General features: G+C 67.7%; 16 protein-coding genes. 11 read left to right on the top strand and 5 right to left on the bottom strand.

Features of this window, described 5'->3' with window-relative positions; all coding sequences use genetic code 11:
- Positions 1-21 precede the first annotated feature (21 nt).
- Entirely contained in the window at positions 22-477 is a 456-nt protein-coding gene (locus ACFWUP_RS22540; RefSeq protein WP_379237306.1) for an NUDIX hydrolase, read from the bottom strand.
- 411 nt (positions 478-888) lie between these two features.
- On the opposite strand from ACFWUP_RS22540, the gene ACFWUP_RS22535 reads away from it, so the two are divergent.
- Complete coding sequence (locus ACFWUP_RS22535) at positions 889-2,352, top strand: CCA tRNA nucleotidyltransferase (protein ID WP_379237304.1); 1,464 nt, start codon at positions 889-891, stop codon at positions 2,350-2,352.
- A 60-nt stretch (positions 2,353-2,412) separates the two neighbouring features.
- Here the strand turns inward: ACFWUP_RS22535 and ACFWUP_RS22530 are convergent, their stop codons facing one another.
- Positions 2,413-3,228, bottom strand: coding sequence for a hypothetical protein (locus ACFWUP_RS22530; protein ID WP_379237302.1), 816 nt, complete (start codon positions 3,226-3,228; stop codon positions 2,413-2,415).
- A gap of 138 nt (positions 3,229-3,366) precedes the next feature.
- Here ACFWUP_RS22530 and ACFWUP_RS22525 point away from each other — a divergent pair, with 138 nt between their 5' ends.
- The 7 genes from ACFWUP_RS22525 (at position 3,367) to ACFWUP_RS22495 (ending at position 9,337) form a co-directional block, all read left to right on the top strand.
- Positions 3,367-3,765 (top strand): molybdopterin-binding protein, encoded by a 399-nt coding sequence (locus tag ACFWUP_RS22525; protein ID WP_379237300.1) that lies wholly within the window; start codon positions 3,367-3,369, stop codon positions 3,763-3,765.
- Positions 3,762-4,505, top strand: a complete 744-nt coding sequence (gene modA, locus ACFWUP_RS22520) for a molybdate ABC transporter substrate-binding protein (RefSeq protein WP_379237298.1) — start codon at positions 3,762-3,764, stop codon at positions 4,503-4,505. The genes ACFWUP_RS22525 and modA overlap by 4 nt, the downstream gene beginning before the upstream one ends.
- 153 nt (positions 4,506-4,658) lie before the next feature.
- Positions 4,659-5,486 (top strand): ABC transporter permease, encoded by an 828-nt coding sequence (locus tag ACFWUP_RS22515; RefSeq protein WP_379237296.1) that lies wholly within the window; start codon positions 4,659-4,661, stop codon positions 5,484-5,486.
- 146 nt (positions 5,487-5,632) lie between these two features.
- The gene (locus ACFWUP_RS22510; RefSeq protein ID WP_379237294.1) at positions 5,633-6,850 is read left to right on the top strand and encodes a sulfate/molybdate ABC transporter ATP-binding protein; all 1,218 of its coding nucleotides are present in this window, start codon (positions 5,633-5,635) and stop codon (positions 6,848-6,850) included.
- 98 nt (positions 6,851-6,948) lie between these two features.
- Complete coding sequence (locus ACFWUP_RS22505; protein WP_379237292.1) at positions 6,949-7,698, top strand: LamB/YcsF family protein; 750 nt, start codon at positions 6,949-6,951, stop codon at positions 7,696-7,698.
- Positions 7,699-7,713: 15 nt separating this feature from the next.
- A complete protein-coding gene (locus ACFWUP_RS22500) occupies positions 7,714-8,388 on the top strand; it encodes an allophanate hydrolase subunit 1 (RefSeq protein WP_379237290.1) in 675 nt (224 codons plus the stop codon).
- Positions 8,389-8,458: 70 nt separating this feature from the next.
- Complete coding sequence (locus ACFWUP_RS22495) at positions 8,459-9,337, top strand: biotin-dependent carboxyltransferase family protein (RefSeq protein ID WP_379237288.1); 879 nt, start codon at positions 8,459-8,461, stop codon at positions 9,335-9,337.
- Here ACFWUP_RS22495 and ACFWUP_RS22490 read toward each other — a convergent pair.
- Positions 9,306-10,820 carry a DUF4185 domain-containing protein gene (locus ACFWUP_RS22490; protein WP_379237287.1) on the bottom strand — a complete coding sequence of 505 codons (1,515 nt, stop codon included), beginning with the start codon at positions 10,818-10,820 and terminating at the stop codon, positions 9,306-9,308. The genes ACFWUP_RS22495 and ACFWUP_RS22490 overlap by 32 nt on opposite strands.
- 92 nt (positions 10,821-10,912) lie before the next feature.
- Here ACFWUP_RS22490 and ACFWUP_RS22485 point away from each other — a divergent pair, with 92 nt between their 5' ends.
- The gene (locus tag ACFWUP_RS22485) at positions 10,913-11,140 is read left to right on the top strand and encodes a hypothetical protein (RefSeq protein WP_379237286.1); all 228 of its coding nucleotides are present in this window, start codon (positions 10,913-10,915) and stop codon (positions 11,138-11,140) included.
- Here the strand turns inward: ACFWUP_RS22485 and ACFWUP_RS22480 are convergent.
- Positions 11,109-12,422: an MFS transporter gene (locus ACFWUP_RS22480; RefSeq protein WP_379237424.1), complete on the bottom strand. Its 1,314-nt coding sequence runs from the start codon at positions 12,420-12,422 to the stop codon at positions 11,109-11,111. The two genes, ACFWUP_RS22485 and ACFWUP_RS22480, sit on opposite strands and share 32 nt — an antisense overlap.
- 155 nt (positions 12,423-12,577) lie before the next feature.
- On the opposite strand from ACFWUP_RS22480, the gene ACFWUP_RS22475 reads away from it, so the two are divergent.
- Positions 12,578-13,297, top strand: coding sequence for a pirin family protein (locus tag ACFWUP_RS22475; protein WP_379237422.1), 720 nt, complete (start codon positions 12,578-12,580; stop codon positions 13,295-13,297).
- Positions 13,298-13,301: 4 nt separating this feature from the next.
- On the opposite strand, the gene ACFWUP_RS22470 is transcribed toward ACFWUP_RS22475, so the two are convergent.
- Positions 13,302-13,832: a hypothetical protein gene (locus tag ACFWUP_RS22470; RefSeq protein WP_379237285.1), complete on the bottom strand. Its 531-nt coding sequence runs from the start codon at positions 13,830-13,832 to the stop codon at positions 13,302-13,304.
- A gap of 221 nt (positions 13,833-14,053) precedes the next feature.
- Here ACFWUP_RS22470 and ACFWUP_RS22465 point away from each other — a divergent pair, with 221 nt between their 5' ends.
- Positions 14,054-14,908, top strand: a complete 855-nt coding sequence (locus tag ACFWUP_RS22465) for a helix-turn-helix domain-containing protein (RefSeq protein WP_379237283.1) — start codon at positions 14,054-14,056, stop codon at positions 14,906-14,908.
- Position 14,909: the final 1 nt, after the last annotated feature.

Here is a 14,909-nt window from a genome sequence, read left to right as displayed (position 1 = left end):
TCACAATGCGTAGTCCACCCGTCATCGCTTGCCGGTCTCCATCCGGTCGATCAATCGATTCGCCACCTCGGCCAACCTGCGTTCGTCGGCGTAGGCCAAACGGGAATCCAACTCGCTCAACGGAACCCACGCAACCTGGGTGACTTCGACGTCGGCATCGGACAGCTCACCGCCCAGACACCGCAGCAGGAAATGGTGCACGGTCTTGTGTACCCGTCTGCCCTCGGTGACGAACCAGTAATCGATGCTGCCGAGTTCGGCGACCACTTCCCCGTCGATCCCGGTCTCCTCGGCGACCTCGCGGATGGCGGTCTGCTCGGAGGTCTCGCCCGCTTCGATATGCCCTTTGGGCAGCGACCACAGAAGTCGGCCTCGCCTATCGGTACGCCCGATCAGCGCAGCGGTGCGCTTTTCCTTCGGACCGTCCAGACCTTCGACGACCAGGCCACCCGCCGAGGTTTCCCGGACGGTACGCATGCGGGGTTTTCCGGCATTGTTCGCCGAACCGCGCCGCCGCGGCTGGCGGCGTCGACTGTTCGCGCGATCGGCCGGAGGAGACACTCCGCCAGCTTAGCTGGGCAGATTGAGTGCGGGCGCGAGTGAGGGGGCGGGGCCGGGAATTGTTGTTCGGTAGTCCCAGGGGGTTTGAGGCTGTGGTTGTTGGAGCGCTGGCGCGCTCGAGCGCGGCCCCCTGGGGGCCGCGAGTTAGCCACCGTTGCTGGAGGCTTCGCCTCGTCGCAACGGCGGCTAACTCGCGGCCGGGCCGCTACCGCCGCTGCGCGGCGGGACCCTCCTCGGGGTCGGGTCGTGCGGGGCTGGGAGGGCGATAGGGAGAGACCTGGGGCGGACTGCGGCAAATCGATTCGACGGGGTCGGTAAAGTGCCTGTGTGGTTTCCCCTGATGTTGTCCCTGATGCTGTGGCGGATCGTCGTGCTCGCCTGCTGGCGGGGGCGGCGGTGACTTTGGGGCAGCTCAATGATGTTTTGGCGCCGTTGGGGGCGATGTTCGCCGAGCGGGGGCACAGTCTTTATCTCGTCGGTGGCAGTGTGCGGGATGCGGTGCTCGGGCGGCTGGGCAATGACCTGGATTTCACGACCGATGCGCGGCCGGAGGTCGTGCAGGAGATGATGCGCGGGTGGGCCGATCATCTGTGGGATACCGGCGGGCTCGCTTTCGGGACGGTCAGTGCGGCCAAGGATGATCAGCAGCTCGAGATCACCACTTTCCGGGCCGATACCTACGATCGGGTCTCGCGCAATCCCGAGGTGACCTTCGGCGACACCCTCGACGGTGATCTGGTGCGTCGTGATTTCACGGTGAACGCGATGGCGGTCAAGATCGCCGCCGACGGGTCGCTGGAATTCGTGGATCCGCTCAACGGGATCGACGCGCTGCTCGACGGTGTGCTCGATACGCCTGCGCTGCCGCAGGATTCGTTCGACGACGACCCGCTGCGGATGCTGCGGGCCGCACGCTTCGTGGCCCAGTTGGGATTCGAAGTGGCGCCGCGGGTGCGGGCGGCGATCATCGAGATGGCCGAGCAGATCGACCGGATCACCGCCGAGCGGGTGCGCGCCGAACTCGACAAGCTGATCGGCGCCGACCACCCGATCGACGGCATCAACCTCATGTGCGACACCGGTCTGGCGCAGCGTGTGCTGCCGGAGGTGCCCGCGATGAAGCTCGAGATCGACGAGCACCACCAGCACAAGGATGTGTACCAGCATTCTCTGACGGTGCTGCAGCAGGCGATCGACCAGGAGGAAGGCGACCCCGACCTGGTGTTGCGCTGGGCCGCGCTGCTGCACGACATCGGCAAGCCCGACACCAAGCGCAACGAACCCGCGGGCGGGGTGAGCTTCCACCATCACGAGGTGGTCGGCGCGAAGATGGTGCGCAAGCGGATGCGGGCGCTGAAGTACCCGAAGGCGTTCACCGAAGAGGTTGCGCGCCTGGTGTTCCTGCACCTGCGGTTCCACGGCTACGGCAAGGGGCAGTGGACCGATTCGGCGGTGCGTCGCTACGTCACCGACGCCGACGACCTGCTCGATCGCCTGCACAAGCTGGTGCGCGCCGACTGCACCACGCGCAACAAGCGTCGTGCGGCGGCACTGCGTTCGACCTACGACGAGCTCGAGGAGCGGATCGCGGCGCTGCGTGAGCAGGAGGATCTGGCGCGCGTGCGCCCGGATCTGGACGGCAACGCCATCATGGAACTGCTCGGTCTGCCGCCGGGTCCGCAGGTGGGCAAGGCGTGGAAGTTCCTCAAAGATCTGCGCCTCGACCGCGGCCCGATGACGCGCGGCGAAGCCGAAGCGGCCCTTCAGGATTGGTGGGCCCAGCAGAACTGATCAGAACGGCTGGGCAGCCGCGATCAGGACCTTCTCATCGGAAAAGCCCAGCAGAACTGATCAGAACACGATCAGCGTGGTCCCCGCGATGATGGCGTCGCGAATCTGGGTGAGGTCGAACGAGCCGGTGGTCTCTGGCAGTTCGAGCCGGAATTTCACCACATCACCGCGCCGGTGCGCATAGGAGATGCTGGCCCGGTTGGGCAGGTCGTCCAGCAGCAGCGCGGGCGCGGGCACCACCCGTTTGGGCAGCCGGATGCCGTACCAACTGGCCTTGCGGACATCGAGGGTGAGCAGGTTGTCGTAGACCTGCCCGTCGACGACCGCCCGCATCTTGCGTGTCCGATGCGTCGCGACGATCTGTCCGCGCTCGTCGAGCCGCACCCGCCAGTCCAGGTTCTGCGCGTCCACCCAGTCGGCCATCGCGCCGATCCCGATGGTGCCCTCGATGTCGAGCTGCTGCACCCGAACCTTGGTCGGCACACCGGGAATCAGCCGCACGCCGTGCGCGATCACGGTGACCGTGTCGAACGGGTGTGAGTCCCAGACCAGGTTCGACAGCACCGTTTTGCTCTGGAAGTGAGCGCCGCGTCTGCGCACCTTGAACGTGTCGAGGGTGGCGGTGAGGTCGTGCCCGAGCAGTGTGGCGCTGATCTCCCGGCCGCCGAAGCGGCTGAGAATGCCCTCGCTGAGCACGGTCATCAGCACGTCGGGCATGAGCGCGGTGACGGTGCCGGAACCGAGGTCGGCGACAGGATCGGCCCAGGACGTGGTGAAGCCGAGCCACTGGTCGATCCATGACGGGTCGAGCAGACGTTTGCCCATGTCGACAGCGCCCGCCAGTGACCAGGACTTCGGATCGAAATACGTGGCCATGATGGCTTCGAGCGTACTTGGCTGCGCCCCCGTCGGCCATGAAATGTGACCCGATTATGGGATCTCATGACCAGCTGTTTCCGAAACTGCGGTTAGGCGCTCTTGTTCTGTCCGAATCTACGGAACTATCCTGATCGAGTGGCGAAACTGCGAATCAAGGAAGCGGCCGATCTACTCGGCGTCAGCGACGACACGGTGCGTCGCTGGATCGACGCGGGCACGCTGACGGCGTCCAAGGACCCCGCGGGCCGCTTGGTGCTGGACGGCCGTGAGCTGGCCGAACACGCCGTCGACCAGGCGCGCACGCCACGTACCCAGGTGGGTAGTGCCAGTTCGGCACGCAATCGGTTTCCCGGTCTGGTCACCCGTGTGGTGACCGACACGGTGATGGCGCAGGTGGAGATGCAATGTGGTCCTTTCACGGTGGTCTCGCTGATGAGCAGCGAAGCGGTGCGCGAGCTGGGGCTCGAACCGGGCAGCGTCGCGCTGGCGAGCGTCAAGGCGACGACCGTGGTGGTCGAGAAGGCCGCCGAATGATCCGCCGGGTCGCGCTCGGTGCCGCGCTGGTGCTGCTCGCTGTGAGTGGTTGCGGGAGCGGCGATTCGGAGAAGACCACGCTGACGGTGTTCGCCGCCGCCTCGCTGAAGAGTGTGTTCACCGGTCTGGAGAAGGACTTCGAGTCGGCCGATCCCGGTGTGGACGTGCAGTTCTCGTTCGCGGGCTCGTCCGATCTGGCTTCGCAACTCGAAGCAGGCGCTCCCGCTGATGTTTTCGCATCGGCCGATCAGCCGACTATGGACAAAGCTGTCCAAAGTGGTCGAATCACCGCTGCCCCAGTGACTTTCGCTACCAATGTCCTCACGCTGGTCACCGCACCGGGAAACCCCAAGGGCATCAACGGAATCAACGACCTGGCCGATGCCACCCTGGTCGTCTGCGCTCCGCAGGTCCCGTGCGGGCGGGCGACGAAGAAGGTCGCCGACGCCGCAGGCACCACCCTGCGCCCCGTGAGCGAGGAGTCCTCGGTCGCCGACGTCCTCACCAAGGTGACCTCCGGTCAAGCCGACGCCGGCTTCGTCTACGTCACCGACGCCGCCGGTGCGGGCGACAAGGTGGGTGTGGTGCCCGTCCCCGAGGCGGCAGCGGCGGTGAACTCGTATCCGATTGCGGTAGTTGCCGATTCGAAGCAGGCCGCGACCGCCCAGAAGTTCACCGAACTGGTCACCGGACCCACCGGCCGAGCGGCACTGGCGGCGGCGGGCTTCGGAGCGCCGTGAACGTAGGTGCCGATGTGTGGACGGGCGAGTGAACCCCCGCGTTTTGTGCGCGTGTGGCGGCGAGGCGTGCTGGTTGGGTGCAGTGGTGACGAGCGTTCGTAGCCGTGCAGTGGGCGGCCGTTCGGCGGTGGCCACCGGCCGGAGGGCCGCCGAATGAGTGCTGGGCTGCCGCGCTGGCTGTTGGTGCCCGCTGTCGCCGGATTCGCGCTGGTGGTGTTGCCGCTGGCGGCGTTGGCGTTGGGGGTCGAGTGGGGGCGGTTCGTCGAGCTGGTCAGTGCCGAATCATCAAGGGACGCACTGTGGTTGAGCCTGCGGACGGCGACGGCGAGCACCGTGTTGTGCCTGGTGTTCGGGGTGCCGATGGCGGCGGTGCTGGCGCGGGCGCGATGGCGTGGGCTGCCGGTACTGCGGGCACTTGTGTTGTTGCCCTTGGTGTTACCGCCGGTGGTCGGTGGTATCGCGCTGCTCTACACATTCGGTCGGCGCGGTCTGCTCGGCGAGCACCTGGAAGCCGCGGGGATCCAGATCGCGTTCAGCACGACCGCGGTGGTTCTCGCGCAAACCTTTGTGGCACTGCCGTTTCTGGTACTCACCCTCGAGGGTGCGTTGCGTACAGCGGGTAGTCGATACGAGCAGATCGCCGCCACCCTCGGCGCGGGTCCGAGCACCGTGTGGTGGCGGATCACCCTGCCCCTGCTTCGCCCCGCCCTGATCTCCGGCGCGGTTCTCGCCTTCGCCCGCGCCCTCGGCGAATTCGGTGCCACCCTCACCTTCGCGGGCAGCCTCCAGGGCCGCACCCGCACCCTCCCCCTGGAGATCTACCTCCAGCGCGAAGCCGATCCCGACGCCGCCGTCGCCCTGTCGGTGGTGCTCATCATCGTCGCCGTCCTGATCGTCCTGCTCGCCTACCGCCGCACCAGCCCGATCCCCGGCACCCAACTGCGCAGCGGTACCCGACGAGCGATCGGCGGTGCGAAGTGACCGACGATTCCCGCGCGCAGACTCCCGAGCCCGAACCTGATGACACGGCCAGCGATACGGGCGCATCATCAGGTTCGCAAGGAGGACCTGCCAATTCACCGGGAGACGGGACCGGGACCTCGGATTCCGCGGTCGGGGCAGCGAGCGTGCGCGGTGCCCTGTCGGATTCCGCGACCTCGCTCGACAAGCCGTCGACTCCGCTTACCGGTCTATCGGTATCCGCGCGGATCGTCGACCGCGATCTCGACGTGCGGATCGACGTCGCCCCGGGCGAAGTTCTCGCCGTGCTCGGCCCCAACGGCGCGGGCAAGTCCAGCCTCCTGCAGGTGATCGCCGGGCTGATCGTCCCCGACGAGGGCCATGTGCGGCTCGGCGATCGCGCTCTCACCGACACCACCAAAGGTGTTGCGCTACCCCCACATCGACGCGGAATCTCCCTCCTCGCCCAGGATCCCCTCCTGTTCCCGCACCTCAGCGTGCGCGACAACGTCGCGTTCGGCCCACGCAGCCGAGGCGCGAACACTCGAGCCGCCCGAAGGATCGCCGACAACTGGCTGAACGCCGTAGACGCCACGGTCTTCGCGGACCGCCACCCCGCCGCCCTCTCCGGCGGACAAGCCCAACGCGTCGCCCTCGCCCGCGCCCTCGCCGTCGACCCCGACCTGCTCCTCCTCGACGAACCCATGTCCGCCCTCGACGTCGACGTAGCCCCGGCCATGCGCACCCTGCTGCGCCGCGTCCTGCGCGACGAACCCGCCCGCGCCCACCCCCGCTGCGCGGTCCTGGTCACCCACGACATCATCGACGCCATCACCCTCGCCGACCGCCTCGTCGTCGTGGAAGCGGGCCGTATCGTCGAATCCGGCCCGGTCGCCGAGGTGATGTCGCACCCCCGCAACCCCTTCGCCGCCCGCATCGCCGGCCTCAACCTCCTACGCGGCACCGGCGTCGTGCCCGGCACTGCGGCGGAAAACAGTGGCCCCACCGTTGAAGCGCGCTCCCCAACGCCTGACCCCGGCGATTCGGCCCCCACCTTCGGCACCGTGCTCGTCGACGAACTCGGTGTCGACGGCTGCGTAGTCGGCGACTTCCTCCCCGGCGCCCCCGCCGCGGCAGTTTTCGCGCCTGCCGCGGTCTCGGTCTTCCGCACGAGACCGGGCGGCAGCCCACGCAACGTCTTCACCGTCGACATCACCGAGATCACCGACCGCGGCGGCATCGTCAGAGTCCGTGGCGACGCACCCCAGGCCCCTGGCCTCTGCGCGGACCTGACCCCCGCCGCGGTCGCCCAACTCCACCTCACCATCGGCACCGAGGCGTTCTTCGCGGTGAAGGCCACCGAGGTCCGCGTGTACGCCTGCTGAACAGCGCCCCGGTGATAACGGTATGGATCTGTGCGTTCATGCTCGATTCACCGGGGTACCTACCCGGCGAGTGACCCGCGTAGACCGGAGGGCATGGCATGCCGCTGGACCTGAACAGTGATCTGGGCGAAGGTTTCGGCCCGTGGCGGATGGGCGACGATGCCGCCATGCTCGACATCGTGACCAGCGCGAACATCGCGTGTGGCTTCCATGGCGGCGACCCGACCATCATGCGCCGCACCTGCGAGCTGGCGGTGGCGAAGGGCGTGCGGATCGGCGCCCATGTCGGTTATCGCGATCTGGTCGGTTTCGGTCGCCGCGATATCGCCATCGCCCCGGCCGATCTGCGCGACGAGGTCCTGTACCAAATCGGCGCCCTCCAGGCTTTCGCCAGAGCTGCCGGCGACGAGGTGCGCTATGTGAAAGCGCACGGTGCCCTCTATCACGCGGCCGCCCGCGACCGTCTGCTCGCTGAAGCCCTGGTCGCGGCGGTGGCGGAGGCCGGTTCGGGGCTGGCGCTGCTCGGTCCGGCGGGCACGGAAATGGAACGGGCAGCCCAGCGTGTGCGTTTCGTCGGTGAGGGATTCGCCGACCGGGCCTACACTGCAACAGGTTCGTTGGCCCCGCGCGGTGTTGCCGGGGCGGTGCTGTCGCCCGATGACGCGGTGGCGCAGGCGACAACCCTTGCGCTGTCGGGGACCGCGCGTACCGTAGACGGTCCCGGGACGGTCGCCGTGTCCGCGGCGAGTGTGTGCGTACACGGCGACTCTCCGGCGGCCGTCGAGATGGCCCGCCGGATTCGGGGGGCGCTCGACGAAGCCGGAATTCCGGTGGAGCCGTTCAGCTGAGGGGTGGGAGGCACGATGGAAACAGATTGGAACGCGCGGATCCGACCCGCGGGCGACCGCGCCATGCTCATCACCCTCGACGACCCGCGTCCGGTGCAGCGTCTGGCCTCGGCTTTGCGCGTGCACGCGATCGCCGGTGTCGAGGATGTGCTGCCCGCGGCGGAAACCGTGCTGGTCACGATGCATTCGGTGAGCTACGGCGTGCAGGTTCGCCGCGAGTTGGTCGCGCTGCTCGATCGGCTGGATCACGAGCCACCGCAAGCGGATTCGCCGGATGTTTCCCGTGGAACAGTGCCCGATTCCGAGCCTGTCGTGGAGATTCCGGTCCGGTACGACGGCGCGGATCTGCCCGAGGTGGCCCGGTTGCTCGACCTGTCGATTCCGGAGGTGATCGCGGCGCACACCGGCACGATCTGGCGGTGCGCGTTCGTCGGTTTCGCACCCGGTTTCGGCTATCTCACCTCGCCCGACGGCAGGCTCACTGTGCCGCGCCGCACGCGTGCCCGCACGGCGATTCCGGCCGGTTCGGTGGCGCTCGCGGGCGGGTACTCGGCGGTCTATCCGCGCGGCACTCCGGGCGGATGGCAGCTGATCGGCACCACCGACCTGCGAATGTGGGCGGTGGACCGCGATCCACCCGCGCTGGTGCGGGCTGGTTCGGCGATCAGGTTCGTCGTGGCGCAGGAATAGCCGCTTCGGCGGACAATCAAGGGCTGCTCAATGATGCGCCGCCTCGACTTCACAATCGGGGAGAGATCGCATGCTGATCTTTATCGAGCGGGTGGGGCCGCTCGCGACGGTGCAGGACCTGGGTCGACAGGGCTGGTTCGATTCCGGCGTCGGCCAGGCGGGCGCGGCCGATCGCGGGTCGTTCCGGCTGGCGAACCGGCTGGTCGGCAACCCCGAGGACTTCGCCGCCATCGAGGTACTGCTCGGCGGTCTCGTCCTGCGCGCCGACGGTCACCTCACCGTCGCGATCACCGGCGCCCCCGCTCCCGCCACGGTGGACGGCACCCCCGTCGGACATGCCAGCGTGCTCGAACTCGACGAAGGTCAGGTGCTGCGACTGGGCCTGGCGAGCACCGGTCTGCGTAGTTATGTGGCGGTGCGCGGCGGCATCGACGTGGCGAAGGTGCTGGGTTCGCGCAGCCGCGACACCCTGTCCGGAATCGGTCCCGACCCGCTGGAAGCCGGTATGCAGGTACCGGTCGGTCCCCCGCCGCGCACCCTCCCGACCGTGGAATTCGCCCCGTTCCCGCCGCCGCCGGAAGTGCTCACGGTCCGGGCCTGTCTCGGCCCGCGCGCCGACTGGTTCACCGATCCCGATCAGCTGTTCCGCGGTTCCTGGGTCGTCTCGTCCGACACCGACCGGGTCGGCGCGCGCCTCGATCGTGCCGACGGACCGCCGCTGGTGCGTTCGGTTCCGCGCGAATTGCCGTCGGAGGGGGTGGCGTTGGGGTCGGTGCAGGTGCCGCCGAGTGGGCAGCCGGTCGTGTTCCTGGCCGATCACCCGATCACGGGCGGCTATCCCGTGATCGCGGTCGTCCTGGACGCCGATGTGGATCGCGTCGCCCAGGCACGTCCGGGCGACCGGCTGAAGTTCGTGATCAGCCCGGCGGATTCAGGCGTGCGTGCATGAGATACACGTTGTAGCTGTCCCACGCCGACATGGTGAAGTACAGGTCCTTCGCGGTCGACCAGGGGTGGATGAACCCGCCGTACGCCTTCGGATACATCTCGGTGGAGACCAGCGGCACCGTCGAGGTCCACGCCCCCTGCGGTTCACTCGCGGTCCGCAACACGATCTGGCTCGCGGCCGAATCGAGGTACACCATCTGCCACTGCCGGCTTTCCTCGTCGAACCGCACCGACAGTTCGCTTGCCGTGCCCATCGCCAGCGGCGTGGCCGAATTCTCCGCCGCGGGCGCCCAATTGCCGTCCACCCAGTACTGGTAGGCGGTCTTGTTGAGCACGTCGTCCTTGCGCACCCTGGCCAGCCCGATCACGCCGATCCGCCCGTTGGGCGTGCCGAACATGTACACGTAGTCGCCGTGCGGCACCATCGCCGCCACCTGGAATCGCCCGATCCCGAACATGTTCTCCCAGCGGGCGTGCTGATCTTTGGTCCAGGTCTGGCCGCCGTCGTCGGAGTAGGCGAGGCCGCCGTAGTTGGTCAGCCACATGCCGGGGATCTTCGACCAGTGGTTCACCGACATGTAGCTCAGGAACTGCCGTTTCCCGAGCGCGAACCCCGAGGTCGGGATGGTGGTGGTCTCCCAGTTCTTGATCTTGCGGCTGCCCAGCAGTTCAGCGGCGTGACAGGCGCTGTCCTGCACCATCGAGTCGATGGTGAGGCCGTCGTTCAGGTCCTTGTCGGTGCTGTAGGCGAGCACGTTCGAACGCCAGTCGGCGGTGTCGGCGCCCGCGCCGCCGTAGGCCCAGCCCTCGCCGAAGGTGTCACCGAAAACCATGGCGACCTTGCCCGGTTCGGTTTCCCAGAACAATCCGAGGTCGGTGCCGTCGACCTGCCAGCGCATATCGGTCCGGTTGTTCGAGCCGTGCCCGGTGACCTGTTCGACGAGTCGCACGGACTCCACCTTCGCGGGCGCGACCGGCGCGCCCAGTGGTCCCCGCTCGACCGGCCGGATCACCGGCGCGGGCGCTTCCTGCGCGGGTTCGCCCTCCTCGCCGGGCACCGGGATCGGAATGGGCTCGATCTCGGGGTTGATCCTGATCCGTGGCAACGCGACCGCCGATCCGGTCGAGGTCGTCTCGTCGGTGGTTTCGGATTCGGGCTCCGGCGTGTCCCTGACTTCCGGACACGGATTGCGGCACGGGTCGGCGGGCAGCGGAACCTGCGCGACGCGGGTCTGATCGTGTGGCGGATCGGGAATCGGCACCGGCGTCAGCTGCGGCACCCAGACCGGGATGTCGATACTGGGCGGCAGTACCGGCGCGGGTGGCGCGGCCGGATCGGGCAGCCGGTTGACCGGGTCGAATCCTGTTTCCCCGCAGACGTTCACCGGCGGCGGCAGCCAGGGCAGCGGACTCGCCTGGGCGGGCACGGCGAGGATGGCCGACAGCACCACTCCCACGGCGGCAGTTCCGTGCGAAACGCGCATCTGGCTCCCTCGAATCGGTGTCGGCGAGGAACACCTGTGATCTTGTGAGAACTTACCGGAACCGATCGCGGTTTCGATGCGTCCAAACAGATGTGAACGAAATCGAGTACGTTTTCGGAACCGGCGACGCGGTCGTGCACCACTGGTCGAGCCACGACGAACTGGCCGACTCGAGCCTTGTCGACACGCTGTGGATCGACTACGACACGGGCATCGATGCCTTCCCCGATATCCCGCTGGCGACCGCCGATTACCGAACGGTCCTGGCTCAGGAACCCGAGGGCACCCTCAGCAAACCACCTTGGCTCGACGGGAATTGAGCGCGATGGCCGCGATGCCGAGCCCGTAGACACCGGCACCGGCCAGCACCACCCCGATCGAACGTCCGTCGGCCGGGATCACCATCGCGGTCACCGCGATCGCCACCACGAAACAGATGTTGAAAACCGTGTCCTGCAGGGCGAATACCTGCCCGCGCTGATCGTCGTCGATGTCGATCTGCATGCTCGCGTCGCCGGTCAGCTTGATCGTCTGACCGGCGAGGCCGAGCCCGAACGCGCCCACCAGCAGTAGTCGGTGCGCGTTGTCGGTGGCCGAGCCGGTGGCCAGCGCGATCGGTGTCACGAAGATGAGCTGCACGATCAGCGCTGTTGTGAGCCCGAGCAGCACGGTGCGTGGCCTGCCGAGGCGCGGAATCAGGATGGGCGCGCCGATCGCGGCCACCAGCATGCCCGCCGCGATGACCATGATCACCACCCCGAAACCGACCAGTCCGCCGCTCATCTCGTCGCCGTCGGCAGGCTGACGCAACACCAACACCATGATCAGCGTGTTCATCCCGAACACGATGCGGTGCGCGCCGATGCCGATCATCGCCGTGGTCACCTGCACCGAATTCCACACGGCCTTCGCGCCGGTGCGAAGACCGACCGCGATGGCGTGCACGGTGCTCTCGGTCCCGGCCGATCCGTGATCGGGCCCGAGCACGTGCCGGTGGAATCCGTAGGCCAGGACGATTCCGACCAGCGAACCGATCCCCGACAGCCCCACCGCGACCGCCGAGGCCACGTCGCCCCCGCCGGTCAGCCCGATCACCGCAACCGACGCCGCCGCGCCGACCCCGGCGCACACCGAGGCCACCGTCGCCAGCACCGAGTTCATCGGCACCAGCCAGCGCTGTTCGAGCACTCGTGGCAACGCCGCCGACACCCCGGCCAGCACGAACCGGCTGATCCCCACCGTCGCCAAGGCCAGTACCAGCAGCGGTGTCTCGCCGATGCCGAACAACAACCCGATCGCGGCGACCCCGATCAGCACCGCCCGCGCCACACTCGCCACCAGCAGCACATTGCGCCGGTCCCACCGATCCAGCAGCGCGCCCGCGTACGGCCCGAGCACCGAATACGGCAGCAGCAGCACCGCGAATCCGGCCGCGATGGCGATCGGGTCGGTCTCGCGTTCCGGATTGAACAGGATCGCGCCGGAGAGCGCGGCCTGGTACATCCCGTCGCCGAACTGCGCGGCCAGGCGCAGCACCGCCAGCCTCGGCATCCGCGGGTTGCGCCGGACGATCCCGCGGCTGTCGCGCAGGAGTTGTCGCATCGAGATCGGCTGCTCATCCGCCGTATCGGAGCCGTCAGGGGGATGAGTCGACACGCCACGACCCTAGTGGCAATGCGTGAGCGTGCCAGAATTGACTTGTGACGCCCACCTCGACGACACCGCCGCGGATCGAACTGCACCGCGGTGGCGACCGGATGAAGACGCGGATCCCGTGGCTCGACTCCAAGCATTCGTTCTCCTTCGGCGAGCACTACGACCCCGACAACACCCATCACGGGCTGTTGCTGGTGAACAACGAGGACGTGGTGCTGCCCGGCGAGGGCTTCGACACCCATCCGCATCGGGACATGGAGATCGTCACCTGGGTGCTCGGCGGCAGCCTCGTGCATCAGGACTCGCTCGGCCACAACGGCGTGATCTACCCGGGTCTGGCGCAGCGGATGAGCGCGGGCACCGGCATCCAGCATTCGGAGAAGAACGATTCGTGGCGCCTCGACGGCAATACCCACGACGAGCCGGTGCATTTCGTGCAGATGTGGGTGGTCCCCGACGAGCCCGGTGTCGACCCCGGTTACCAGCAGCTCGAGATCGATGACGAACTCGCCCGCGGCGAGCTGGTGACGGTGGCGTCGGGCCTACCCCGCTATCGCGACCGCACCGCCATCGCGATCTATTCCTCGCACGCGGCCATGCACGTGGCCAGGATGGCGGCCGACAACCCCGGTGTGACGCTCCCCGAGGCTCCCTACCTGCATGTTTTCGTCGCGCGCGGCGAGGTCGACATCGAGGGCCTCGGCACGTTGTCCCAGGGCGACGCCGTCCGGTTGACCCGTTCCGGTGGTCAGCTGATCCGTCCGCACGGCGACGCCGAGGTGCTCGTCTGGGAGATGCACGCGCGCCTCGGCGGGCAGTAGAACCTCAGGCCGAACCGGGTTGGCGTAACAGCGTCGACGACTTGGCATTGGTCCTGGTAGCGGCCACGATCTGCGCGAAATCCGGCCGGAAATCGCCGTCGGGCGCTTGCATCCAGGTGCGGTAACCGCTGCGTTCGTCGGCGGGCGAGGGCAGCACCACGTCGCTGCCGGGCAGTGCCACCGAGGCGCACACCCGGAACAGTTCGGCGAACAGTTCGGTGTCGAGGTAGGAATTGTCGACCGGTCCGGTGAGGAAGGTCCAGCGGCCGGAGCGTGGGTGGGCGATGATCGGCCCGCAGCGCAGGCCGCGGGTGACGAGCAGTCCGCGGACCCGTTCGCCCAGTGTCGACGGCATCACCACCGCGCCGACCGCGCCGATCTCGAGCACGATCCGGCCCAGCGCCGCGTCGACGACGCCGTAAAGACCGTGGTGCTTGCGGTACTGGCGACAGCGCGCCAGCGCGTCCTGGGTGGCCGAGTATTCCTCGGCGGCCGTATACCCGCCCTTGTCCTCATCAGTGCGCAACGTGCTCATCACGACCTCGTCTCCGTCGACGGTGGTTCGATGTAGCTGGGAGTTCGCTCTATCGGGGCAAATCTCGGTGCGAAGTGGAGCATCGCGACCGGGTGGCGCGGGAAACTTTTTCATAACGGCAGGACGTGCGCGAAAATGACCGTTCTGCACAGCCTATAGCCGCACAACCGCGCTGACAATAGTCAGTAGCTGGCGTGTCGATCAGCGTACGATATTTGCCCATGGCTCCCGTTTCGCCGACCGTCGCGCGGTGGGAACTCGTGCTGCGTCTACGTGACCTGCGTGAGCAGCGCGGATTCGACTCGGCAGGTTTCGCCCGTCGGGTCGGGTTCACGCCCGCCAACTGGTCGCACGTGGAGAAGGGCAGGCGGGTACTCACCCGCACCACCATCGAGCCGGTTCTCGACGTTCTCGACGTCGCGCCCGACGAGCGACACGAACTGCTCGCCCTGCTCGAGGCGAGCAAGGAGCGCGGCTGGTGGGCGACGACGTCGGCCGCGTTGATCGGTCCGGAGTTGCAGCGGTTGTACGGGATGGAGGCAGGCGCGCAGAGTATTCGCAGCTACGACAGCTTGATCGTGCCCGGCCTGCTGCAGACCGAGGCGTATGCGCGAGCCTTGATCAGCGCGGATGTCATGATCCGCCCAGTTCAAGTGGACCAATTAGTCTCGATACGTCTGCGTCGTCAGCAAAGATTGCACGACCCTGATCCGCTGGAACTCACCGCCGTGCTCGGCGAGGCCACGCTGCGTCAGCAGACCGGCGGCACCGAGGTGTTGCGCGAGCAGTTGCGCCACCTGGTCACGCTGGTCCGCGAACTCGACACCGTCGACGTGCGCGTGATCCCGTTCAGCGCCCCCGAAGGTGCCGTCCTCGGCGGTTCCAGCTTCCACCTACTCGACTTCGCAAGCGACCAGCTACCTACCTTCGCGTGGGCCGAGAGCGCCGTTTTCGGTGGTCACGTCGACGACGCCGAACAGGTCCGCGATCTGGGCTTCGCCTACGTGCGCGCCCGCGAGCAATCCCTTTCTCGCACCGAATCTCTCGCCCTGATCAGGGAGTATGCAAGCGTGTAAG

It is taken from the genome of Nocardia sp. NPDC058658 (genome assembly GCF_042716665.1).
GTDB lineage: Bacteria > Actinomycetota > Actinomycetes > Mycobacteriales > Mycobacteriaceae > Nocardia.
This window is presented reverse-complemented; position numbering and strand designations above follow the sequence as displayed.